We start from the raw sequence: 22137 nt of genomic DNA on the forward strand, positions 1-22137 counted from the left end.
GTTCCATGCTGCGAATATCAAGGCCGGACACATGTGAGCACTCTACCGGAGTTCATTTTTATCAAATCAGGCCTTGACCGAAGGGGTGTCCACACATGGACCGCGAGGAATGCGAACCTGTTCGCAGGGGAAGAAAGTTGCGGATGGCCGTTGCGGTCGAGGCGATCGAGACGAAGGCGTCCTTCGGTCACACCCAGTCCATCGAGGTCTGCGCAGGTGCGCCCAGCTTCAATCGGGAAGGAGTTCGGCTTATGGCCTGGATTTCATCGGCGATCCCCGACGGCGACCGTGATGATGGCACCGCTCTCACAACGGCTCACGCCTGCAGGGCCTACGGTGTCCGTCGATCCTTCACCGACGCCCCCCGGCATCATGTCAACGACAAATGCGCCGGTCGTCGAAATGGCATGACGGTTCTTGCATCGGCCGCATATTCCCGGACATGCGGGCGACCCGGGTCTCACGAGTTCTCCCTGTAGGCTGGTCCAGAGGAATTAGACGTCGCTCGGCGAAATGAGCTTCGGCCCTCTCGTCGGGAGCGTCGGCCCGGGAATCGTCCAGGGCCTCCTGCGCCTTCGCCCGGAACCAGCCGTCGTGGCTGGCGGCATCAGGGCACGGTTTCAATGTCTGTCTGTCTGAACTCATCCGCCGTCGCCAGAATCGGCACGTTGTAGTATTTGGCGCATGCGTAATGCAGGCAGTCACCGAGATTGAGGCCCCGGCGGCCCGCGCGATAACGATCCGCGGCGGAGAGAGCGATCCGGGTCGTCGCGGTCGCAGGTGGAAGATCGCGGATTTCGATCCCGCGCTCATCGAGGAACTCGATGACGATCGGTTCTACCTCCGCCACGGTGAGGCCGAACTTGTCGGGGCGGGCAAGGCCGAGCACAGCCTCAAGCACGGCGACCGGGGAGGTGAAGGCGACCTTCGCGGACGCGATCGCATTGGAGACGCGCGCCGCCTCCGGTTCGTCGGAAAGGAGCGCGATGATGGCGCAGGCATCGACGAACATCAGCTTTCCCACAACTCGTCATAGGCTTCGTGCGGAAGCGGCTGTCTCTGAGCCTCATCGAGTTTGACGCCATGTTGTTCGCGGAGCCGGGCGGCGGTTTGCAGCGGCGTCTCCTGGTGACGGCGGCGTTCGATCGCCTCTTTCATGGCAATCACGATCGCATCGGTAATGCTGACGCCGGCCATATGCGCGAACTTACGCGTGAGCGCGTCCGCTTCAGGATTGTTGACGTTGATCGGCATGGGTCACTCCATGTAGATAAATTCAGGAAACAATGTAGATCGCCTCGCCCCTATCTGCAAGATTCCTCAAACGGGGGGACACGAAGGTCGCACCGCCGACCGGGGAAGGCGTCTCGCCCTCCCCTTCGATATTCGAGCGGACAACATCAAGCGGCCTCCCGCTCCGTCTCGGCCTTCGGTTGGAGATCGTGGAGACAAGCGACAGCGCGTTGGGCATGTGCGGCCGCCTGGAAGATTGCCCGGCGGTCACCGTCGAGCAGCTTTAACCACGAGGCCACGTAGCTCGCATGATCGGGCCGCGGCTCCAGTTCCGGGACGATTCCGAGATCGGCGCAGAGGAAACAAGCCCCTATATCGGCACAAAGCTCTTCGCGCGCGCGATCCGTTCGATCCTTGTGATAGCGACTCAAATCCCGGTTCAGTCGGTGGCTTGCGCCAACCCAGTGGGTGACCTCATGTCCGAGGATTGCGTAATAGCTCTCGGCATCCCGGAACGTCTCGAAACCCGGCATCTGAATGCTATCGCTGGATGGCTGATAGAAGGCCTGTGACCCACCATGCCGGATCACCGCGCCGGTATTGGCGAAGAAACGGTCCGCGTGCTCGATGCGCTCGAGCGGCTCTGCGACCGGTTCCGGGCGGCGATAGTAGTGATCCGAAAGCCCCTCGATTTGATCGCAATTGAAGACCGTGTACGCCTTGAGGAACGGAATGTCGCGCTCGATCTCGCCGCCGCCCGCATCCTTTTCCGCCTTCGTGAAGCGGCTGGCGTAGACGACGGTCGCGCCGCTTTCGCCCTTGCGCACATGGGCGCCGAGTTCGTTCGCCTGCCGAAGGGTCATCCATGTCGCCGACATAAGCCCTCGCGTGATACTCTCCGACCAGAGCAAGAGCACATTCAGCCCGGTGTATGGTTGTCCGTTATGGCGGAGCGGCCGGGTGATCCGTCCGGCCATGTTGCCGGCACTCCAGGGCTGCACCCAAGGGCGCACGCCCTTCTCCAGATCTGCTACAATGCGCTCCGTGATCCGCGTATAGACGTCGATCCTCGTACTTTCTGATGTCCGGCTCATTCTTCTGCCCTCTGTGGGAAACCGCGCCGATCGCGGCCCGTCGCGGAGGGCCGATGGCAGGAGCGGTCAGGCGGCATGTGCACCGGAACGGCCGGAATGAAGAGAAGGACGGCGCAGCCGTTGCGCCTGCCGTCGACTCCTGCAGGACCGACAGAAGGGACAGGACCGCAATGGCGCCTGTCTCTCGCCCTGGTTTCTTTTCTCTCTCTCACCTCCCCTCATGCGACTTTGCCGTGACGTCGAAATACGGAAAGCCGCCCCGTAAGGAGACGGCTTCTTCCTGGATACGATGAAGGCGGAGCCGAAGCTCCGCCAGGTCGGCCTCAATCGAAGGCCGACATCTGCGCCGCGGCCGCCTTGCGGTCGAGGGACTGGCCCGGATTGTCGACAGGCCGGTCGAAGGGCTTCCAGACCTCGCCGACGATTTGGCTGTAGGCGGCGACGGCACCTTCGGCGGCTATCCTGAGCGCGTGCGCCTGGACGCCCATGTCGGCCGCGAACTCGCGCTTGCGCTGGGCGGCGCTGTCATAGCCGACAGGGCCATCGAGGTCCTCGTCGCGGGCGTCAGCAGATCCCTTTGCGGTAGCGTCGCGCGCTTCGGTGACGGCTTTGCTGTAGAACTGGCCGGCGCCATGGGCCGATCCGACATAGGCGCCGACGATGCGCTGGAGATGAATCTGCATTGCCCGTTCGCCAAGGCCATCGGAAAGAGCGGTCGCGGTCTCGACGATCAGGCGCTCATGCAGGTCACGGATGCCGTCGCTGTCGAGGATGGCGGTGCCAAAGCTTTCGGCGATCTTCAGCGCCTGGGCTTCATCGGGGCATGTGAGGCGGACCATTTCGATGGTGGCGCCCTTGCGCAGTTGTACGACACGGGCTGCAGGGCGAGCGGTTCGACGGGATGGGGTTGCGGGCTTTGCCATGATGGTTTCCTTTTCCGTTTGCCGAAGCGGTTCCGGCCCCTTGGCCGATCTGTCCTTCGGTGCGGTCGAAAGGAACCGGCAGCAGCCGGGCGGTTCAGGGTCCGGTCGGGCCAGGTCGAGCGGGGCGACCAAGCGGTCAAGCGGGTCTCACAGACCTGCGAAGCCTGCTCGGCCGCCTTGTCGAGAACGGCATGACCGGCCGCCCCGCGGCGCGCGAGCGGCCTTGAACCGAACGGGCGCCGGTTCAGACCGCCACGAAACCGAAGGACAGACCGGCCACGGGGCTCTCCGAGCCGGGGCGGACAAGGAAATCAGGCAAAGCTCGCACCTGACCTCCACCCAACTGCCCAGCCCCGTGACCTCGGCAAGCGCAACAATCAGGGTCTCGGATCGTCTGCGCCCGCGTGGCCGCACTGTCGAGCATAGCCGGACGGTGAACTCCTGGCACGCAAAGACGCGATTGCCGCTTCCTCTCTTGCCAGCTTGCGCGAGAGCGCGTCGATCTCCGGCTGGCGCTCGGCGGTGGTCGCCGCAAGATGGGAGCGTTAGCGGCAGAGTAAGGCGTCCGGGTTAGGCGACCTGCCGCGACGACACCCGGACCGACGCGACGAAAGCGACGAGATCAATGCTGTCGTATTGCGGATGATCCGGCGTTCGATCATGTCGAGCTGGTGCCGTGTCTGGCGGCAAGCCTCCTCCATCCGCCGCAATTCGGTCTGGCGGTCTCCTGAGGGCATCATGCAGCGCCCCTCGCCGACCACGACACGAAACTCGACGGGCCGTCATACGCCGCATGCCGTGCCTCATCGATGACGAAGCCAAATCGGCCGACCGCGTATTCCGCAGACGGCACCAGATAGCGCCGTTCCTCGATAAGAGGATCGCGCCTGCCACCGCGTGCGGCGATGACCTCCGTCATGCCGGGATGATGGTCCGACCGGATGGCTGATATGACGACCCAGTCAACGGCATGCTTTGCCTCGAAGGCGCGACGGTCCTTCACATGGGATTCTCCGGGCGCCAGGATCGTGCCAGAAATCTTCTCCCAGGCGTCGGGCCACCAATCCTTGATGGACCGCTCCGCGCATTGCCGCTCAAACGCGGTGAACAGATGGGGAAAGGTGATCGCAACGATCGCCCAGGCCGAGTCTTCTTCATAAAAGCCGTCTTTCGAACGCAGTAGCGGGTGAACATCGCGATTGCGCGTCGCCGAAAGCTTGAAGCCGCCGTGACCGGCAGTCGTATGGCACTCGACGCCTTCAGCAAAAACGGTCGTTCGTTGCGATGGTCCCCACGGTGTATGGACGCGGGTGGCGATTTCGCGACGGCCGAGTGCCCGCCGTTCGCGCTGATGTTCGGTATTCTCGATCATGCCGTCTCTCCTAAAGTCTTGAGGGCGTTGAAACGAAACCGCCGCCGGTGCGAGCACCGACGGCGGAACGTCATTCGGAAAGAAAGTGGGAGTGCGGCTATTCCGCCGCGACGCGATAGGCATCCTGCATATCGGCGGGCTCGGGCTCGGCCGCGTGTGGAGCATCGTCCAATGGCTCGGGCAGATCGCCGTCACCCTCGGACGGATCGAGAGCTTCACCTTCATCGACAGCGCTCCCATCAACCGGAGCGCCTTCGCCTGTATCTGCAACCGTCTCGGCATTGGCTCCGGCACCTTCAATGCGCTCGACGTCGAGCCCATCCTCGGCGACGCCGGCCGGGGATACCTCGTCATCGAGAGTGTCGGCTTGCCTGATCAGATCGGCGACATCGTTCGGATCGGGGGCGAAGAACGCCGACGCATGGACGAAATGACCTTGCCTGAAGTGGTCGACCAGAGCCGCACGGGTTTCGCGCACCTTCGGACGCGGCAGGACATTGACCTCCTTCGCTGCCGCCTCCAGCGCCTGCCGCGACAGGCACAACAGGAAATCTTCCGAGCCCATGTTGGGCAAGAAGCTATCGGCGCCAATGGCATCACCGGCGATGCAGGACACGACGCCACTGTTTGACATGCCTCGGCGGCACGACAGGACGTCGATCAGCATGGAGCGGGCGGCGGCGCGCACCGTTTCCACGTCGAAGGCGAGCTTGCCATCCTCGGAAAACAGGCGCGCGGCATGGCGCCGGAACCGCTTCGGCCCGAACACTGTGTCATTGGCACCGGAGTCGATGCGGACGTTCTGGCCGGCAAAGGCAAGAACGAGCAAGGCCATGAGCATATCGTCCTCGATCGGCGCGCGGCCGAGCGCCTCGTGCAGGGCGTCAGTGCGGAAATCACCAATCATGTCATGGCCCTTCTGGGTGACGTCGGGGCGGGGCTTCGGAGTATCGATGATGCTGCCGTCATGGACGTCACCTTGCCCACCTGTCGCTGAGACGCCACCCTTGCCCCTCGGTTTGCTGTCCTCCGGCATGCGGAAAGCAACCGACTGGACCTTGCCGTCGCGGTCGAGATAAATGGCCACATGGTCGGACTTCGAAGGCTTGCCGTAAACGCGTTCCGCCTTCTTCGGCAATTCCGGCTGGCCCCAGCTGTTGACCTCGACAATCGCCCCCTTCTTCGGAAGGTTGCTGGTCATCCATTCCTGCTGGGCTCCGAGGAAGGCTTCGACATTGGTGGTATAGCGGGTGTCTTCGTCGGCCGGCGAAAACAGGTCCTCGATCCACTCGATGCCGTAGGCGCTGGCGAGGTCGTCGCCGAAGCTCGCATCCTTCGCATACATGCGGGTCTTCGAGAGGGCGCGAGAGATGTTGTACCAGTCGGCCCGCTCGGTCTTCTTCGGCTTATGCGCCTTCCACACCTCTTTCTGTTCGTCGAGCGAGGCCGCAGCGACAGTGCGGAGCTGCTGCTCGTTCGGCATGTCACCGAGCGCCATATGATCGAGCATGGCCGGCAGCACATTGGCGAGCAGCCTGAGTTTCCGGATCTGGCGGACCGGCAGAGCGAGTGCGACGGCAATTGCTTCCTCTGTCCAGCCCAGCGCGACGAGACGTTCGATGCCGCGCCATTGATCGACAGGATTGAGCGGTTCACGGGCGATGTTCTCGACCATCGAGCGCATGGCGCCGTTATCGTTCGCCGCCTCGCGGACGATCACCTCGATTTCCTCGAGGCCGGCGGCGATCGCTTGGGCGACGCGGCGGTGACCGGCCTGGATGATATAGCCGTTGCCTCCGCCGGTCTCCGGCGACACGACCGGCGGCTGGATGATGCCGACCGCCTTTACCGTCGCCAGAAGCAGGGCATCGGATTGCGGCGAGGATTTGGACCGGCGGGCGTCGTCGGGATTGTCCTTCAGCGCACGGGGATCGAGTTTGAGGATCTGCATGGGATTGCTCCTTCCGGGGTTCGGAACCGGCACATCACCGGTTCTTGTCCGTCTTCAGTTCTTTCCGAAGACACTTCCCGGACCGCAGGGCGGACACACCGGCGCAACTGCGCCCGAGCGGCCCTGCCGGTCAGGGCGAGCGGGGCAAAGCCTTGCGAGAACGAGCAGCAGGGGTGCGGAGGGAGCAGTTGAGCGAAAGCGGCGACGGGGAGGCCGGTCTGCGAGAGAGTTTCCCTCCATTTTTCCCGTTTTCCCTTTTCACCTCACGCATTGGGAATGCGGGTGATCGCCAATGAGATTGATAATAGTTGATAAAATGCCTATCTTCTCCTCCATCACATTCTATGGAGGACCGCATGATCAGTGCCGATCTGGGAAAGCAGCTCGAAAGCTATATCCAGCAACTCGTCGACACAGGTCGCTATGGCTCGAAAAGCGAAGTGCTGCGGGAAGGTGTGCGACTGGTACAGGACCGCGAGACCCGGCTTGCCGCACTGGATGCTTCCATCATGCGCGGCATTGCCGATGCAGACGCTGGCCGAACGAAGCCGGCGAGCGATGTCTTCGATCGACTTGAGGCCAAGTACAGTGCGATGGCTGACAAGGCCGAAAAATCGGCATGATCCTTGAGTTTTCCAGCGAGGCGGAAAACGACCTTGAGCAGATCGCCGACTATATCGCTCAGGACGATCCCCGGCGCGCGCTGTCATTCATCCGGGAGCTGCGCAGCAGGTGTAACGATCTCGTCAATAGTCCGAACGGCTTCGCCCTCGTCCCCCGCTACGAGAACCATGGCGTCCGCCGGCGCGTTCATGGCAATTACCTGATCTTCTACCGCGTCGAAACTGCGAAGGTGGTCATCATCCATATACTGCATGGCGCCACCGACTATGGCGCCATCCTGTTCGGTGACTAATTTCGGCCGGCCAGTCTGGGGCGATCTCGCACGTAACCGCTAAGCCGGCAGCGTTTCGCGGTTCCGGCATAAGTATCACCGTATTCCCGCTGATATCGTGCCACTCTGCCTGCACAGTTTCACAGCCTCCAAACAATGAGCGAGACAAATCGCTTTTATCGCTCACATTATTGCGACATTGTGGGCGATAAATATGGAGTTTATCGCCCATGGCATGGAATTGGGAATTGGCGGGGTGGCCGAAATTCGAATGGAACCCTGAACTTCTGCGAGTCAGGGAGCAGGCATTCATGGAGAATGCGGCTATCGCCATCGGCACCATGCGCCATCTGGGGAAAGACGACCGCGAGGAGGTCGTGATCGAGCTGCTCAGCTCCGATGCTTTGAGCACATCGGCAATCGAGGGTGAAGTCCTTGATCGCGACAGCGTACAATCGTCCCTTCGGCGCCAACTCGGAATGTCTGCAGCCCCATTCCACAACAGGCCGGCGGAGGCTGGCATTGCCGAAATGATGGCGGACCTCTACCGCCACCCGTTTGATCCGATAACCGAGGAACGGCTGTTCGAATGGCATAGGATGGTCATGAACGGCCGCCGTGACATTGTTGATATCGGCAGCTATCGCCGCCATGACGAGCCGATGCAGATCGTGTCAGGCGCATTCGGTCGCGAGCGTGTGCACTTCGAAGCGCCTCCCTCCGATCGCCTGGCGGCCGAGATGGGCAGGCTTCTAGAATGGCTCGAACGGACTGCCCCCGAAGGGCCGGAACCGCTTGCCGCTCTCACCCGTGCCGGCATCGCCCATCTGTGGTTCGAGAGCATCCATCCTTTCGAGGACGGCAACGGCCGTATCGGTCGGGCGATCGCCGAAAGCGCGCTTGCGCGCGCGATTTCCACGCCGACCTTCAGCGCCTTGTCCAAGTCGCTGCTCAGACACCGCAAGGACTATTACGCGATGCTGGAGGCGGCGAGCTCCACACTTGTTATCGATGACTGGCTCTCATGGTTCGCGGACCGGGCGCTCGAAGCCCAGAAATCGGCGGACGAACTGGTCCGCTTCCTGATCGAGAAGACGCGCTTCATGGACAGGCTGCGTGGCGCGCTGAACGAACGGCAGGAGAAAGTGCTGCTGCGTATGCTGGCCGAGGGGCCGGAAGGTTTCACCGGGGGCTTGAGTGCCGGCAACTACGCGACAATCACCGGCGCTCCGCCCTCGACCATTACACGCGACCTCTCCGATCTGGTCGAGAAAGGGGCGTTGTTGCGCACCGGAGAACGCAAGGCAACGCGCTACCGGCTGAACATAGCAAGCGATGGTTAGGAGGCTTGGTGAGGCCGTTGCATGAGCGAACGGGTCAAGCGGCGACTCTCTGCGCCTCAGTGTCATCGCGGGCCGAATTGGCGAGCGCCTCCTCGACCTCTCGCAACTTCTGACGCTTCTCAGCCAGTTCGTCGGCAAAGGCGAAGGTCCCGCCCTGCCGCGACTGGTAGGAGGCAAGCCGCCGCCGATTTTCCTCGAGCCGTTGGCGATAGCGCTCCCGCTCCTCCTCGAACCCGTCGAGCGCATGTTCGAGGCGGGAGACCGCGCCGAGCGGCGTGACAGTGACGGCGAGATCGATCTCTTGGGTCGCGCCGGTGCGCTGAAGCAGGGTCTGGTAGTGGTAATTGTCACCCCGGCCAAAACGCTCGCCGTCATAGACGAGATCGAAGCCGCCGATGGTGGCAATATGAACCTCGCCTTCCTGGTTGAGCTGGACGAGGGTGAGGAGTTTCTTCATCAGGGCGCGGCCGGCCTCTTTCCGCTCCGTGTAAGGCTTGCCCATCACGGTCATGTTGAAGGCGTCGCCTAAGATCGGGAGCCGGCGTTCGATGTCCTGGCCGATTTCGCCAATGCGGCGGGTCGCCGTTTCGATCTCGCGCTCCGCATCACGGATCTGGCGGCGGACCGCAAAGAGATCGTCGTCATGGGCCGCGCGCAGACGCTCGAGGCGAGCAATGTCGGCCTCCAGCCCGGCCTTCTGCATCAGGCGCTCGTCACCGGATGCGATGGCTTTCGCCATGGCGAACTGATTGGCCTGGCCTTCATTCAGATCGTCCAACCGGCGGATCGAGGTGTCGCCGGATAGAGCGGCGGCGATAAACCGGGCTTTGCGCTCGTTGTTCTGCCACATCGTCGCATCAAGACTGCCTTGCGTGGCGTAGGCGAAAATATCGACCTCATCATGCTGGTTGCCCTGCCGAACGATACGACCCTCCCGCTGCTCGATCTGCGATGGGAGCCACGGCACGTCGAGATGGTGCAGCGCCTTCAGCCTGAGTTGGGCGTTGACGCCGGTACCCATGGTTTCCGATGACCCGATCAGGAAGCGGACTTTTCCCGCGCGCACATCACCGAACAGGCGCTGCTTCGCCTCGGTCTTCTTGAAGTCCTGCATGAAAGCGATTTCGGGCGCCGGCACGCCCATGCGGATGAGTTCGTCGCGGATCCAGCGATAAGCCGAAAAGCCCCTTGTCTTCTCGACATTGATCGTGCCGAGATCGGAAAAGATCATCTGCGCGGCGCCGGGAAGCTCGTACGGCTTGCCGTCCGGGCGGACATAGCTGTTCTGCGCAGTTTCCTGCCAGATCCGATGCGCATTGCGGATGAGAAGATTGAGCTTGTTCTCCGCCTCGTCATCCATTGCCGGCATGACCAGACGCAGGTCGATCGCCGCATGGCGTCCGTCGGTGATGACGGAAAGCAGGATGTCGTCACCGGGCTCGGGTGGACGGTCGCGCTCCTCGATAGCCTTGATGCGCATTTCGAGGATTTGCTGGTAGGCCTTGAAGGCGGGGGTGGGTGCCGCGGTCAGAATCTGCCGCTTGCCGGTGGTGATGTCAGGCACCTTCACATAGGCCTTCAGGTCCTCCGGCATCACTACGTCGGCGAAGGCGCGGAACATGGCGATCAGTTCGGGGACGTTGACGAAGCTCGCAAAGCGGCTCACCGGCTTGTACTTGCCGGAGGGCTGGAGCTCCAGTTCGGTGCGCTCGTCGCCGAAGTTCGAGGCCCAGGCATCGAACTCGTGCAGGCCGCGATCGCGCAAATCCTCGTAGCCGAGAAGCCGCTGGACGGAAAACATTTCGCCGAGCGTGTTGGTGATCGGCGTGCCCGACGCGAGCACCAGGGCGCGGCCCGGGTTCTTCGTCTCGATGTAGCGAGATTTCAAATAGAGGTCCCAGGCCTTCTGCGAACCGTTTGGATCGATCCCCTTGAGCGTCGACATATTGGTGGCGAAGGACAGCTTGCGGAACTCCTGCGCCTCGTCGACGACAATCTGGTCGACGCCGATCTCGGAGATGGTCAACAGGTCGTCCTTGCGGGTGGAGAGGGATTCCAACCGCTCCTGCAGACCTTCCTTCAGCCGCTCGAGCCGCTTGCGCGAGACCCGGTCATCGTGGTCGACCTTCAGCAACAGATCCTCGTAAAGCTCCAGCTCGTCGTGGATCATCTGTTGCTCAAAGGCCGATGGCACGCCGATGAACCTGAAGGCAGAGTGGGTAATGATGATTGCGTCCCAGACCGCTGTCGCCGCCCGCGACAGGAACCGAGCACGCTTGTCCTTGGTAAAGTTGCTCTCGTCGGCGACGAGAATGTTGGCCGAGGGATAGAGGGCAAAAAACTCGCGGGCCGCCTGCGCGAGGCAATGACCGGGAACGACCAGCATCGCCTTTGCGATCAGGCCTAATCTCCTCTGCTCCATGATGGCGGCTGCCATTGTCATGGTCTTGCCGGCGCCGACGGCATGCGCAAGATAGGTCGAGCCGGAAGAGATGATCCGCCAGATGCCGCGTTTCTGGTGCCCATAGAGAACGAAAGCGCCAGAGGCGCCCGGTAACTGCAAATGCGCGCCGTCGAACTTTCGCGGCGCGATGTTGTTGAAGCGGTCGTTATAGACCCGCGCCAGCCGGTCGGTGCGATCCGGATCGGACCAGACCCAGTTCTGGAAGGCTTGCCTCATTCGCTGGAGCTTGTCGCGGGCCGCCTCCGTATCGACGACATTCAGCACCCGGCGCTCGCCGTCGACATCCTTGATCGTATCGAAGATCTGCGGAACGCGGCTGTTCAGCGCATCCGCCAGCAGTTCGCCGGCATGCCGGCGGCTGGTGCCCCATTCGGAGGTGCCGGCGGCCGTATAACCAAGCTGCCTTGCCTCGACCGTCCACGACCCCAGTTCCGGCATATGATGGATGCGGATTTCCACTCCCATCATCTCACGCACGAAGGCAGCGACGTCGGAGGCCGGGATCCACGGTGCACCGAGGCGCGCTGTGATGTCCGATGGACCGAGATCAGCCGGCTGCACCGCCTGAAGTGCCGCGACATTGCGCCGGAACTCCGGGTCGAGCTCGGCCGCGGCTTCCGCAACGCCAAGCTTCGCGCGCACCGAACCGGAGAGGTAGGCGTCGGAGGTCTGCCAGGAACCGTCGGCGGGATCGCGGAAGATGGCGTCGCCCAGTTCCGCAATCACCGCCTCCGAGTCACGATGGAGGAGCTCGGCAATGTGATCGACATCGACGCGGCCGCGTTCGTTGAGGACGACGGCGAGCGCGTCCGCAGCGCTGGCGATATCAGGCGGGGCGGGAGGCGAGATGACCCGCTCGGAAAAGACCGGACCCGGCCGCGCCGTGTCGGTCTCGAGATCATAATCCTCGATCGAGGCGACCAGCCAGCAATCAGGGTCGTCACGAAAGGGTTGCAGGTTCGGCTGCCGGTGGATTTCTCGGACTTCTCCGGTTTCCTCATTCTCGGTGATGGAAACCGTCGTGTGGTTGATGGGCCCGAAGTCGCGGACGAAGGACGACCAGGCGATGCGCAGGCGAACCTGGAGATCGCGCCAGGGGCGATCCTGCTCCTGGGCCTTCAAGACCTCCCGCACCGCGTCGCGGACCGGTATCAGTTTCCGGATGATCCGAACTTGCTTCTCGGAGAAGCCTTCGCTACTGCGACCCTTGCGATTCTTGACCGGAACCGGTGCGCCACTCACCATCTGCGTCAGGCCGCGCTTGGCATCGATGAAGAAGCTGCCTTCGCGTATCGCCTCGTTTCCGGGACGGAGGTCGACGATGGCGCCGAGGTCGTCCTCCAGGTCGGGATCGACCTCGGTCGGCTCGCCATCGTAACGGTCTTCCGGAAGGAGAGAAATGACGGCCGTCAGCGCCGTTTCGAGCTCGACGCCGGGACGAGCGCGGCAGGTATAGGTCTCGCCAAACGGGCCTGACGTCAGCGCGTGGTCGCCGAGTACGAAGCCGGGATGCATTGCGAACCAGCGATTGATCCGGATCGCACCCTCGTCTTCAGTCGCCGGGCGGACCTCCTCCAGATCGAGCCAGGAAAGATTGCCCTCCGGCTCGCCGGACTTGCGCCTGCGGAAGAACAGGATGTCAGCGACGACATCCGTGCCGGCATCGCGCCGGAAACTGCCCTCCGGCAACCGGATCGCCGCGATCAGATCGGCGGATTTGGCGATATGCTCGCGGGCGGTCGCGTCAGCCTTGTCCATCGTGCCCGACGAGGTGACGAAGGCGGCGAAGGCGCCGGGCTTCAGGAGATCGATGGACCGCGCGATGAAGTAGTCGTGCAGCCTGAGACCCAGCGATCGGTATTGCCGGTCCGAACGCACGCTGCGATCGGAAAAGGGTGGATTGCCGATGGCAAGATCGTAAATCGGTGAGAAGTCGCTGCGCGCGAAATCCCCCTCGACGATCCGGGCCTTCGGCTGCAGCAAACGCACAATCCGCGCGGTGACGGGATCGAGCTCGACGCCGGTGACATGCGCCTTGTCGCGAAAATCTTGCGGCATCAGCGCCGGAAACAGGCCCGTGCCGATGCCCGGCTCCAGGATACGGCCGCCGCGCCAGCCCAGGCGCTGCAAACCCGCCCAGATCGCCCGGATGATGAATTCCGGCGTGAAATGGGCATATTGCGTGCAGCGGGCGAGGCTCGCGTACTCGCGATCGGTGACGGCACTTTCCAATGACGAGCCGAGATGGTCCCAGCCCTCGCGAAAATCAACCTCACCCGGCCGGCGGAACATGGTGTTGGCGAGTTCCGAGGCGCCGAAGCCGGTAAAGCGGACAAGCTTCGCCTGCTCGTCTCGCGTTGCGGCGCGCTCCTGTTTTTTGATCTCATCGGCCAGCAGGATCGCCGCGACATTGGCCCTGGCCCGTTCCTTCCAGGATGTGGCGAGACCGCGATCCTCGCTGTCGTCGAGATGGAAGTTGCTGCGATCGCCCTCCCCGCGGGCAGCAGCTTTCCGCGTGGCCGAGAGCGCCATCGCCGGTGCGGGCGCCGGCGGCGTCGGATCGGGATCGTCGTCATTCGCCGGCTCCGATGCGAAGCCACCGAAGGCGGTGACACCGAGGCTGAGCCCGGACGACAGCGCGCTCGAGCCGAACATGTCGAGGGTGAAGGGATCGTCATGCGCCATTGAAAGGTTCTCCTGTGTGAAGACGCGCACCGGCTTGCCCGCCGGCAAAGCAGGCGGTCCGGTCGCGCGAGGATTGGTGGATGAACGAAGCGCCGCGGTCAGCGGCGGATCGGGGTGAGGGATAGGGAGGTATCGTCCATGGTGATCAGAAGATGCGTCGCGTCCGGCGCGGCTGCCGTCAGCCGTTCAAGTTCGACGGCGTCGATGAATTCGACTCCGTCATCGCCGCCAAAGTATCGGCGCTTGGTGTGCCAATAGTCCGGATCGGTCTTCGGATTGCACTCCTCTGCATAAACGACGAGCGGGCGCTGACCCTCGGCGAGTTTGCCGGAGGACATCACATAGACGCCTTCATCGCCGACCAGCCACAGTCCGGGTCTGGCGTCTGTTTCCGACGACATCCCGCGAAAGGGAACGCGATATCCGCCATTGGCTTGAGCGTCGGCGCGGCCGCGCTCGAGCACGGCGTGAATGTCGGTGACGGAGAAGGTGAACATGATCCGCCTCCTCATGCCGCGATGGTGTCGGGCAGGTAACGCAGATGCACCGGCAGCTTCGCGGAAATCTCCGCGTCGGTGAGTTGATGGAGGAGTTTCAGGAATGTCCCTTCCTTGCCGCCATAAAGCAGAACCGTGCGTTTGCCGCGATCGGCTTTTGGCCAACGTTCGCCAGCGTAGCCACGATAGTCGTCCGCCGTGCTCGACCAGATATGCTCGAGGCGCTCCTCGCGCGTCATCGCCCGGACGGGCCGGGATTCGCACTCGATGATCGCGGCACGCATGCGTTCGCAGGACCCCTTGTCGGCGAGGTCGCAATAGCCGTGGAAATGGCGGATGCGGCCGTCGATCGACAGGGTGAAGAAAATCGAGGTGATCGAACTGGTGAGGAATTCGCGCATGGCGAACATCTCAGCCTTCAGCCAGAGCGGCGGCAGGATCTCCAACATGTAATCACGGGACGGCTCACTGATTTCGAACCACTCGCCACGGTAGAGCGCGCTGTCGTCGCCCTCCCAGCGGTTCGGGCGCTGCGCGTGACGGTCGAACATGCGGAACATCTGGTGCCGATCAGCGACACCCTGGAATACCTTGCGGATAGGAGAGAGGGTCATGAGCGGGTTCCTTCTGGCCTCGTCGGGCCGAAGCGCGGCACATCCTCATGGTCGCCATCTTCTCTTCAGCCCTTCCTGACCCCTCCCCTCAAGCCGCCTCTCCGATCGGCCGAGTCAAGGGCCGGCAAAGCCGGGCGAAGCTTCACCCTTGACGCGGCCGGCGGGCATGCGGCAGGCCTCTCCTTCCTTCCATTCTCCTTTCCTTCCTTTCCTCTACCCGCGCACGCAGGGCATCGTTCCAATCCTCGGCCGGCGGCTTGAGGCGAAACCAAGCGCAGCCGAGCTCTTCGGCAATGTCGCGCAATCGGGCGGCGAAGGTTTCGCCCTGGCGGTTGGCATCCGTGGCGGCAAAGAGCTCAGCGCCGGGACGCGCGGCAAGCCGACGCACCGCGTTCTCGGTCGCTGGCGACCATCCTCCGCCGGTGCTGAGATAGAGGCTTCCCGCTCGCATTCCTTCGAACGCAGCCAGGCTCATGGCGTCGATCGCCGCCTCGGTGACGCACAGACGCTCAGCATCGAGGGAGCCGAGGCGGAACAGAACCTTCGACCCTCTCGTCGAAAAGCCACGCCAGTCGGGGCCGCGTTCCTCCCAGCCGGTGACACCGCCATCAGCATCGACGTGCGCCGCCCACATGCTGCCTTGCGGGCCTTCCCGCAGCACATCGTGACGAATGGCATCGCGGATGATGGTTTCCGGGAGGTGTCGCCCGTCGTGCAGATAGCGCCACGTCATCGACCCGCGCCAAGGCATGCGGCTTCTTGCCCATCGTTCCGGAATGGAACCGAGCAGGACGGAATCTCGAACGCTTCGCGTCCACACCGGCTCCTTGGCAACGAAACCGACCAATGCGGCGACCTGGTCGAGAGCCTCGACGAAGGACACTCCCTCGAGATGCGCGGCGAGACTGAAGACGTCGCCCTTCGCGTCGGACAGGGGATCGAACCAACCCCTCCCGCCATGGATGACGATGACGATTTCCGCGCCGCGCCGGTACTTGACGGCCCCGCGAGTGCTCTCCTTCACGTCGACCGCAAAGCCGGCCTGCTCCAACATGACGCCGCACGGGACACGCTCCCGCAAGTCCTCCAAATCTTGTTTCTCCATTTTCGTGCCGGCGCTCTCGCGTCCGCCCTTTCTGCCTGTTTCTGTTCTCCCCGTAGTTTGCGGGGCCCTTTCCAGCGGCCGCGAAGAGCGAAGGGGGCAAGGGCGCGGCCGGCAAGGTGCAGATCTGCACCTTGCGAGCTGGCCGTGCCGGCCGCGGCGAAGCTTCCCTTGCGGCCTGCCGCGCGCAAGCGGCACCAGAAGAGGGAAAGCCGGATCAATGAGCCGGCCCGTATTCGAAGGGATCGAATTCGGCGTTATGCAGATCTCTGCATAACGCCGATTATGATCCGTGGGAGATTATGTGCGGCTGACAACCGCGCCCACCCCTTCAAAGGTACGATGCACCGAGTTTTCGCCCCGTGGCTGCTCAGTGGAACTAAACATAATACGGTCGGCTGCTCGTCCCACAAAGGAGTTCAAGCATGCCCGTCCCCTTGCACACTCGTTATAAGTTCTACGATCCAGACAACATTCTTTGGCCTGCAATAGGCCTCTACCAAGACCACCTGTCACGAGGTCGCTATACCGATCTACACTCCCGAAGGTGTATTGCGAGCGTTCTTCATTTCGGCGGCTGGCTACGCGCCGAAGGAATTGGCCTTAATGCCATCGACGAAGATTGCGTCAGCCGGTTCCTTGTTGGTCACTTGCCGACATGCGGATGCCGAAGGCCGGTTCCTGCAGACCTCATCCTGAACCGGGCTGCGATCAACGCCTTGCTTCGTATTCTGCGCCGGAATGGTCTCATTCCCATCGCCCCACCCGACAACATCGAAGCGGAGATAGGGCGTTTCCATGTGCACATGGAGGAAGTCTGGGGTCTCCAGAGGAGCACGCGTGACGAGCGATGCCGTGTCATCCGACGGCTATTGCGAGAACACTTCGACGGCGCGTCCATCGAACTCGGCAAGATTTCGACTGCCAGCGTCCGTCGCTTCGTACTGGGGACCGGTGAGAGAGGCACCCATGCCATCCGTTTTGTCGGGGGATCCATCCGATGCTATTTTCGCTACCGCGCCATGCTCGGCGACCAGGTTACGCATCTTCTCCATGCTGTTCCGCGTCCAGCTTGCTGGCGGGATGCACAGCTGCCGGAAGCCCTGTCGGCCACCGCTCTGGAGCAGCTCTTGTCGGCCTTTAACGAGCCCTGTCCTTCACGCCGACGCGGCTACGCCATCGTCCGATGCCTTGCAGACCTTGGGCTGCGCTCGAGCGAGGTCGTCCGGCTGACGCTCGATGACATCGATTGGAAAGAGGGCGTCGTGAGGTTGGCCGCAGGCAAGACGCGGAGGTCCTACGTATTGCCGCTTTCGGTCACGACCGGCGAGGCGATCGTCGACTACATCCTCCACGAACGGCCGGAGACGACGCGTCGCGAGGTATTCGTCAGGCACGTCGCGCCGCTCGGTGAACCCGTCGGAAGACGGGTCGTACAGAAGGCTCTGCACGCAGCCTACGCCCGGCTGGGCTGGGATCGCAGCCGCGTCCACATCCTTCGACACACCCTCGCCAGCCGGTTGGTCAATTCCGGCGTGCCAATGAAGCAGGTCGCAGACCTACTTCGTCATCGAAGCATCGACACCACGGCTGGCTACACGCGCCTCGACGATGCGCGGCTGTCGGCTGTCGCGCTGCCCTGGCCGGGAGCGATCGCATGAGCTCCTCGATCACGATGCTCGCCCGCGTGGAAGCTTACCTCGACGAATGCCATAAGCTCGGGTTCAAGATGGACAGCCCAGGGAATCTGCTGCGTGGCTTCGCTCGCTTTGCCGATGGGCATGGCCATGAGGGTCCATTGACGTCCGGGATCGCGGTCCGCTGGGCCAAGGAAGAGGCGATCCATTCCGATCCGTTTACCTGGGCCGGACGTCTTGCGAGACTCAGGCCCTTCGCAAGGCATTTGGCCAAGACGGAGCCGAGGACCGAATTCCCCGCAGGGATGCCCTTCGGGCAATCGACCCGGCGGCTGGCACCGCATATCTACACCGTGTCGGAGATCGACGACATCATCACTTGCGCACAGGAGCTTCGTCCGGGTTTCGGGTCGAGAACCGCAGCGTTCCCAATACTTCTTGGTCTGCTGGCCGGAACCGGACTGCGGATATCCGAAGTCCTTGGACTTCGTTGCGGTGACATCGACCTGGCCAGAGGCCAGTTGAAGGTCAGGAACTCGAAGTTCGGACGAACACGCATTGTGCCGCTCCATCCGACAGCGCTGACAACGCTTCAGGACTTTATGCGTATGCGGGCGGGGATAGCGCCGGCCTCAAACTCCGAACCCTTCTTTATCGACGAGGAAAGTGGCGGCGAGCTCGGCTATATGCGGGTGTGGCGCTCCTGGAACCGGCTTACAAGGAAAGTCAGTATAGTGCCGCGCGGCGGCCACCCGTTCATTCGCCTTCATGATCTGCGGCATACCTTCATCTGCCGACGGCTCATGCTCTGGCAGGCCGATGGCACAGACATAGACAACGCCGTATTGGCCCTTTCCGTCTACGTGGGCCATGTCAGCCCCAAGGATACCTACTGGTACCTGCAAGCCGTCCCGGAACTGATGGCGCTGGCAGGCGAACGATTCGAGCATCATGCTTACCGTTTAGGGGAGAACCGGCATGCCTGATCGCTCGCCCTCCTTCCCAGTGCTGGTGCAGCGCTTCTTCGTCGACCACCTGCGCCAACAGCGGGCGGTCAGTTCATGTACGATTGCCGCCTACCGCGACGCCTTCAAATTGCTGTTCGCCTTCGCGGAACAAAAGATCGGGAAGGCTCCGACGGATCTCACCTTGGCGGACCTGAACGCTCCGCTGATACTTTCCTTCCTCGATCATCTCGAACGCGAGCGGAAGAACAGCGTGCGTAGCCGCAATGCCCGGTTGTCGGCGATACGAGCGTTTCTCAAATATGCCGCCCACGAGGACGTGACCGCGTTGGCGACGATCGAGCGCAGTCTTGCCGTTCCGCAAAAGCGGCACGACAAGACAGTGTTGGGCTTTCTGTCGCGATCCGAGATGGAGGCGATCATCTCCGCTCCCGATCTGGGCTCGTGGGCAGGATGCCGGGATCAGGCGTTGTTCACGTTGCTCTACAACACCGGAGCGCGTGTATCTGAAGCGATCAATCTCAAGGTCGGTGACGTGGAGCTCGATCTGTCGCCGGTCGTGCATCTCCACGGCAAGGGGCGAAAGCGCCGGAGCGTCCCCCTCTGGAAAGCCACCGCGACAACGCTGAAGCATTGGCTCAAGCGGCTGCCGGACGCCCGATCGGAAGCATACCTGTTCCCGAGTAGCGCAGGAGGGCGGCTGTCCCGGTCGAGTGTGACACAACGGCTGAGCTTGGCAGTGGAACATGCCGTCCTGAAGTACCCGGAACTCTCGAAACGTTCGATCTCCCCCCACACGATCCGGCATACGACGGCGATGCACCTTCTGCAGTCGGGCGTCGACCTGACGGTTATCGCCCTGTGGCTCGGTCACGAGGATCCGAGCACGACACATATCTACATGGAGGCCGATCTCGCAATGAAGGAGGCCGCGTTGAGCCGCCTTCAGCCCATTGCGGCGGCGCCGGTCAGATATCGGGCGCCCGATCACCTGATGGCATTCCTCCAAGCACTCTGATTATGCGCAGCTCGGTCAAGCCGAGCTGCGCCTCAATGCGGCTATCTCAGTAAGAGCCGCACATAATCTCCCACGGATCATAATCGGCGATGGTCTCGACTTCGCCGTCTTCGAGTTCGTCGCTCGGCAGGACGCCGAACTCATCGCCGGACCTGAAGAGCGTGACCGGGACCATGAGGGTGCGGGAGAGCGCGAAAGCATGGCGTTGAGCGAGTGTAAGATCCTGTGCCATGTGAGAAACCTCCGTTCGGAGCGGGCCGATCCCGCTCGATGGCTCCTCGAAGGACCGGGGACGGTCGCGATCACCGCGAGGCGAATGCCGAGCGGCCGCAGCTTGCTAGCGGACCCCGATAGAGGGTTGATCGACGGAGATCCGGAACTGGTCCAGGACGCCATCGATCAAGAGCGGGATTGGTTCGCTTCGGATGGCCAGGTGAAGTCCCGGGACAGGTCTCTCACCTTCACTGCAGCTACAGCCACGACCCTCCACACTCTCCGCCACGGCATGCTGGTGCTCAGCGGCGACAGGTGGTTCCGACGATTGCCTCGGCGAGTTAAGGGCTCATCGCAGTAGGTTGTTCGATGCGGACGACATCGCTGGCGTGTTTCTGCGGCGAACTCGTCCGCGGGACCATGTGCGATGTGCCTGGTGGTCGATGATGACAGGCAAGGCTAGGATTGTGTGTAGCTCACATGTGCCATCACGAATGGTGCACCCATCTTGAGGCGCGCTTTTGTCTGTCCTGGGCCTCAAGGCGCAGTTCGAACGGCAACTCGTGCTGGATCCTGAGCCGCTATCCGGAGGGCCGACCACGCCGAGTGCGAAACAGCGACCGCGAAAAATGAGGTCAGGTCGTCTCGCCTTCCGTCTGTTTTGGTCAGCAAATGCGACCCCTCCGAGTGAAGCTTCGGCAAGTTGGGTAGCTCCCGGGTGGACCCTGATGTCACGCCGTGTCGACGGCTTTTGGCGCTTTGCTCACGGACAACTGAAGTTGCAGGCGCTGTTGCACCTGCCGGGCATCCCATGGTTAACCAATCGTAAAATTGCAAATCGACTTCTGCGCGCAATTCTGCTTCCTTACCCTCGGGTAAGGGGAGTTATCATGTATTTCAAAGTTATGTCTGTTGCCGCGCTCGCCGTGGCTCTTTGTTCGTGTGGCTCGATTTCGCGCGGCACGAGTGAAAACGTCGTCATCTCGGCGCTGCCGAACGATGCCAAGCTTACGACATCTCTGGGCCACGCGTGCCCGCAGTCACCGTGTACGATCAAGGTCGAGCGGAAGGCGCAATTCACGGTATTCGCGGAGAGAGAGGGATACAAACCGGGTCGGCTCGACGTGAAGACGAAGGTCAGCGGAGAAGGGGCTACCGGCTTTGCCGGAAATATCCTTGTCGGCGGCGTGATCGGCATGGGCGTTGATGCCGCGACGGGCGCTGCGCTCGATCACTACCCGAACCCGGCCTATGTCGTGCTCGAGCCGATCGATCCGAAGAACCCGAAAACGCCGGTGATTCCGAGCCCGGTGATCGAAACGCCGAAGAAGGCAACTGGAACGCCGGTCGCGTAGCTGGCCCCGCAAGAGAGGAATCGATCAAATCCAATTGTTCCTGATGCGGAGGGAAGGCAGATTTCGCAGCAGATGTAGCCATTCAAAATGACGTGGTATAGGACGATGTCGCACAGCCTGTCTGCTCTTAAAGCATTGTCTGACGAAGAACTCATTCAAGAGCATGACACCTTGGCGACTAGCACAGTGGCCGGGGTCAACTACTATCTTGATGAGCTGCGCCAACGGGAGCAGTCACGTACAGCTACTCGAATGGAAAACCTCACCAATCGCATTTGGTGGCTAACCGTTATCGTAACATTTGCGACTGTTGTGAATGTAATCTTAGCAGCAATCTACCTATTCAGAGATTAGGTAGTGGCCCTCTACCCGTTGCGCAAAGGATAGGTTTCGAGCAGACGGAGCGGGTGATAGCATGCACCCGCCGTCAACCTTGCGAGGCGACCGATGTGCAATCTCTACAACATCACGACCAACCAGGAAGCCATTCGCGCGCTGACGCACGCCTTCGACCGGCTCGGCAATCTGGAGCCGTCGCTCGACATCTATCCCGACCAGATGGCGCCGATCGTGCGCAACCACAACGGTGAGCGCGAACTGACCCGCGTACGCTGGGGCATGCCGAGTTCGAAGCAGGCGCTGTTCCAGGCCGCATCGAAACGCGCGGACAAGCTTCGTGCCAAGGGCAAGGACGTCGATTTTCAGGAGCTGCTGAAGATGGAGCCGGACGGCGGAACGACGAACATCCGCAACACCGCCAGCAAGCACTGGACGCG

General features: G+C 62.2%; 18 protein-coding genes and 1 pseudogene. 8 read left to right on the forward strand and 11 right to left on the reverse strand.

What is annotated here, in order from left to right; translation table 11 throughout:
- Nucleotides 1–607: 607 nt before the first annotated feature.
- The 6 genes and pseudogenes from NHF53_RS22895 to NHF53_RS22925 all read right to left on the reverse strand — a co-directional run bounded on the left by NHF53_RS22895 (nt 608) and on the right by NHF53_RS22925 (nt 6573).
- Nucleotides 608–1012: a type II toxin-antitoxin system VapC family toxin gene (locus NHF53_RS22895; protein ID WP_252836264.1), complete on the reverse strand. Its 405-nt coding sequence runs from the start codon at nt 1010–1012 to the stop codon at nt 608–610.
- Nucleotides 1012–1254: a type II toxin-antitoxin system VapB family antitoxin gene (locus NHF53_RS22900; RefSeq protein WP_252836265.1), complete on the reverse strand. Its 243-nt coding sequence runs from the start codon at nt 1252–1254 to the stop codon at nt 1012–1014. Before NHF53_RS22900 ends, NHF53_RS22895 begins: the two co-directional genes overlap by 1 nt.
- 146 nt (nt 1255–1400) lie before the next feature.
- Complete coding sequence (locus NHF53_RS22905) at nt 1401–2327, reverse strand: ArdC family protein (protein ID WP_252836266.1); 927 nt, start codon at nt 2325–2327, stop codon at nt 1401–1403.
- Between the two features lie 323 nt (nt 2328–2650).
- Complete coding sequence (locus tag NHF53_RS22910; protein ID WP_252836267.1) at nt 2651–3250, reverse strand: hypothetical protein; 600 nt, start codon at nt 3248–3250, stop codon at nt 2651–2653.
- Nucleotides 3251–3986: 736 nt separating this feature from the next.
- Nucleotides 3987–4622 (reverse strand): annotated as a pseudogene (locus NHF53_RS22920) (hypothetical protein); the annotation flags it as partial.
- 97 nt (nt 4623–4719) lie between these two features.
- Nucleotides 4720–6573: a ParB/RepB/Spo0J family partition protein gene (locus NHF53_RS22925; protein WP_252836268.1), complete on the reverse strand. Its 1854-nt coding sequence runs from the start codon at nt 6571–6573 to the stop codon at nt 4720–4722.
- Nucleotides 6574–6929: 356 nt separating this feature from the next.
- Here NHF53_RS22925 and NHF53_RS22930 point away from each other — a divergent pair, with 356 nt between their 5' ends.
- The 3 genes from NHF53_RS22930 to NHF53_RS22940 all read left to right on the forward strand — a co-directional run bounded on the left by NHF53_RS22930 (nt 6930) and on the right by NHF53_RS22940 (nt 8811).
- The gene (locus tag NHF53_RS22930; protein ID WP_062284648.1) at nt 6930–7196 is read left to right on the forward strand and encodes a type II toxin-antitoxin system ParD family antitoxin; all 267 of its coding nucleotides are present in this window, start codon (nt 6930–6932) and stop codon (nt 7194–7196) included.
- Nucleotides 7193–7489 (forward strand): type II toxin-antitoxin system RelE/ParE family toxin, encoded by a 297-nt coding sequence (locus NHF53_RS22935; protein WP_252836269.1) that lies wholly within the window; start codon nt 7193–7195, stop codon nt 7487–7489. Before NHF53_RS22930 ends, NHF53_RS22935 begins: the two co-directional genes overlap by 4 nt.
- 209 nt (nt 7490–7698) lie before the next feature.
- Nucleotides 7699–8811 carry a Fic family protein gene (locus NHF53_RS22940; protein ID WP_252836270.1) on the forward strand — a complete coding sequence of 371 codons (1113 nt, stop codon included), beginning with the start codon at nt 7699–7701 and terminating at the stop codon, nt 8809–8811.
- A gap of 34 nt (nt 8812–8845) precedes the next feature.
- On the opposite strand, the gene NHF53_RS22945 is transcribed toward NHF53_RS22940, so the two are convergent.
- The 4 genes from NHF53_RS22945 to NHF53_RS22960 form a co-directional block, all read right to left on the reverse strand.
- Nucleotides 8846–13960: a DEAD/DEAH box helicase family protein gene (locus NHF53_RS22945; protein WP_252836271.1), complete on the reverse strand. Its 5115-nt coding sequence runs from the start codon at nt 13958–13960 to the stop codon at nt 8846–8848.
- Between the two features lie 98 nt (nt 13961–14058).
- Nucleotides 14059–14457 (reverse strand): DUF3085 domain-containing protein, encoded by a 399-nt coding sequence (locus tag NHF53_RS22950; RefSeq protein WP_252836272.1) that lies wholly within the window; start codon nt 14455–14457, stop codon nt 14059–14061.
- Between the two features lie 11 nt (nt 14458–14468).
- The gene (locus NHF53_RS22955; protein WP_252836273.1) at nt 14469–15071 is read right to left on the reverse strand and encodes a DUF1419 domain-containing protein; all 603 of its coding nucleotides are present in this window, start codon (nt 15069–15071) and stop codon (nt 14469–14471) included.
- A 142-nt stretch (nt 15072–15213) separates the two neighbouring features.
- Nucleotides 15214–16161: a DUF3991 and toprim domain-containing protein gene (locus tag NHF53_RS22960; protein WP_308218705.1), complete on the reverse strand. Its 948-nt coding sequence runs from the start codon at nt 16159–16161 to the stop codon at nt 15214–15216.
- A gap of 731 nt (nt 16162–16892) precedes the next feature.
- On the opposite strand from NHF53_RS22960, the gene NHF53_RS22965 reads away from it, so the two are divergent.
- The 3 genes from NHF53_RS22965 to NHF53_RS22975 are packed head-to-tail and all read left to right on the forward strand — an operon-like array spanning nt 16893 to nt 19793.
- Entirely contained in the window at nt 16893–17834 is a 942-nt protein-coding gene (locus NHF53_RS22965) for a tyrosine-type recombinase/integrase (protein ID WP_252836275.1), read from the forward strand.
- Complete coding sequence (locus tag NHF53_RS22970) at nt 17831–18796, forward strand: tyrosine-type recombinase/integrase (RefSeq protein WP_252836276.1); 966 nt, start codon at nt 17831–17833, stop codon at nt 18794–18796. Before NHF53_RS22965 ends, NHF53_RS22970 begins: the two co-directional genes overlap by 4 nt.
- Nucleotides 18789–19793: a tyrosine-type recombinase/integrase gene (locus NHF53_RS22975; protein WP_252836277.1), complete on the forward strand. Its 1005-nt coding sequence runs from the start codon at nt 18789–18791 to the stop codon at nt 19791–19793. The genes NHF53_RS22970 and NHF53_RS22975 overlap by 8 nt, the downstream gene beginning before the upstream one ends.
- Before the next feature lie 46 nt (nt 19794–19839).
- On the opposite strand, the gene NHF53_RS22980 is transcribed toward NHF53_RS22975, so the two are convergent.
- Nucleotides 19840–20025 (reverse strand): hypothetical protein, encoded by a 186-nt coding sequence (locus tag NHF53_RS22980; protein WP_252836278.1) that lies wholly within the window; start codon nt 20023–20025, stop codon nt 19840–19842.
- Nucleotides 20026–20734: 709 nt separating this feature from the next.
- On the opposite strand from NHF53_RS22980, the gene NHF53_RS22985 reads away from it, so the two are divergent.
- Nucleotides 20735–21361: a translation initiation factor 2 gene (locus NHF53_RS22985; protein WP_252836279.1), complete on the forward strand. Its 627-nt coding sequence runs from the start codon at nt 20735–20737 to the stop codon at nt 21359–21361.
- Between the two features lie 447 nt (nt 21362–21808).
- Nucleotides 21809–22137: SOS response-associated peptidase family protein (locus NHF53_RS22990; protein WP_374591313.1), on the forward strand; the 329-nt coding region annotated here is incomplete at its 3' end.

This window comes from Ciceribacter sp. RN22 (assembly GCF_024054295.1).
GTDB classification, from domain to species: domain Bacteria; phylum Pseudomonadota; class Alphaproteobacteria; order Rhizobiales; family Rhizobiaceae; genus Allorhizobium; species Allorhizobium lividum.

Bases quoted from the DNA above. Each gene is read 5' to 3' on its own strand.
- NHF53_RS22895 (WP_252836264.1), bottom strand. From the start codon at position 1,012: ATGTTCGTCGATGCCTGCGCCATCATCGCGCTCCTTTCCGACGAACCG.
- NHF53_RS22900 (WP_252836265.1), bottom strand. From the start codon at position 1,254: ATGCCGATCAACGTCAACAATCCTGAAGCGGACGCGCTCACGCGTAAG.
- NHF53_RS22905 (WP_252836266.1), bottom strand. From the start codon at position 2,327: ATGAGCCGGACATCAGAAAGTACGAGGATCGACGTCTATACGCGGATC.
- NHF53_RS22910 (WP_252836267.1), bottom strand. From the start codon at position 3,250: ATGGCAAAGCCCGCAACCCCATCCCGTCGAACCGCTCGCCCTGCAGCC.
- NHF53_RS22925 (WP_252836268.1), bottom strand. From the start codon at position 6,573: ATGCAGATCCTCAAACTCGATCCCCGTGCGCTGAAGGACAATCCCGAC.
- NHF53_RS22930 (WP_062284648.1), top strand. From the start codon at position 6,930: ATGATCAGTGCCGATCTGGGAAAGCAGCTCGAAAGCTATATCCAGCAA.
- NHF53_RS22935 (WP_252836269.1), top strand. From the start codon at position 7,193: ATGATCCTTGAGTTTTCCAGCGAGGCGGAAAACGACCTTGAGCAGATC.
- NHF53_RS22940 (WP_252836270.1), top strand. From the start codon at position 7,699: ATGGCATGGAATTGGGAATTGGCGGGGTGGCCGAAATTCGAATGGAAC.
- NHF53_RS22945 (WP_252836271.1), bottom strand. From the start codon at position 13,960: ATGGCGCATGACGATCCCTTCACCCTCGACATGTTCGGCTCGAGCGCG.
- NHF53_RS22950 (WP_252836272.1), bottom strand. From the start codon at position 14,457: ATGTTCACCTTCTCCGTCACCGACATTCACGCCGTGCTCGAGCGCGGC.
- NHF53_RS22955 (WP_252836273.1), bottom strand. From the start codon at position 15,071: ATGACCCTCTCTCCTATCCGCAAGGTATTCCAGGGTGTCGCTGATCGG.
- NHF53_RS22970 (WP_252836276.1), top strand. From the start codon at position 17,831: ATGAGCTCCTCGATCACGATGCTCGCCCGCGTGGAAGCTTACCTCGAC.
- NHF53_RS22975 (WP_252836277.1), top strand. From the start codon at position 18,789: ATGCCTGATCGCTCGCCCTCCTTCCCAGTGCTGGTGCAGCGCTTCTTC.
- NHF53_RS22980 (WP_252836278.1), bottom strand. From the start codon at position 20,025: ATGGCACAGGATCTTACACTCGCTCAACGCCATGCTTTCGCGCTCTCC.
- NHF53_RS22985 (WP_252836279.1), top strand. From the start codon at position 20,735: ATGTCACGCCGTGTCGACGGCTTTTGGCGCTTTGCTCACGGACAACTG.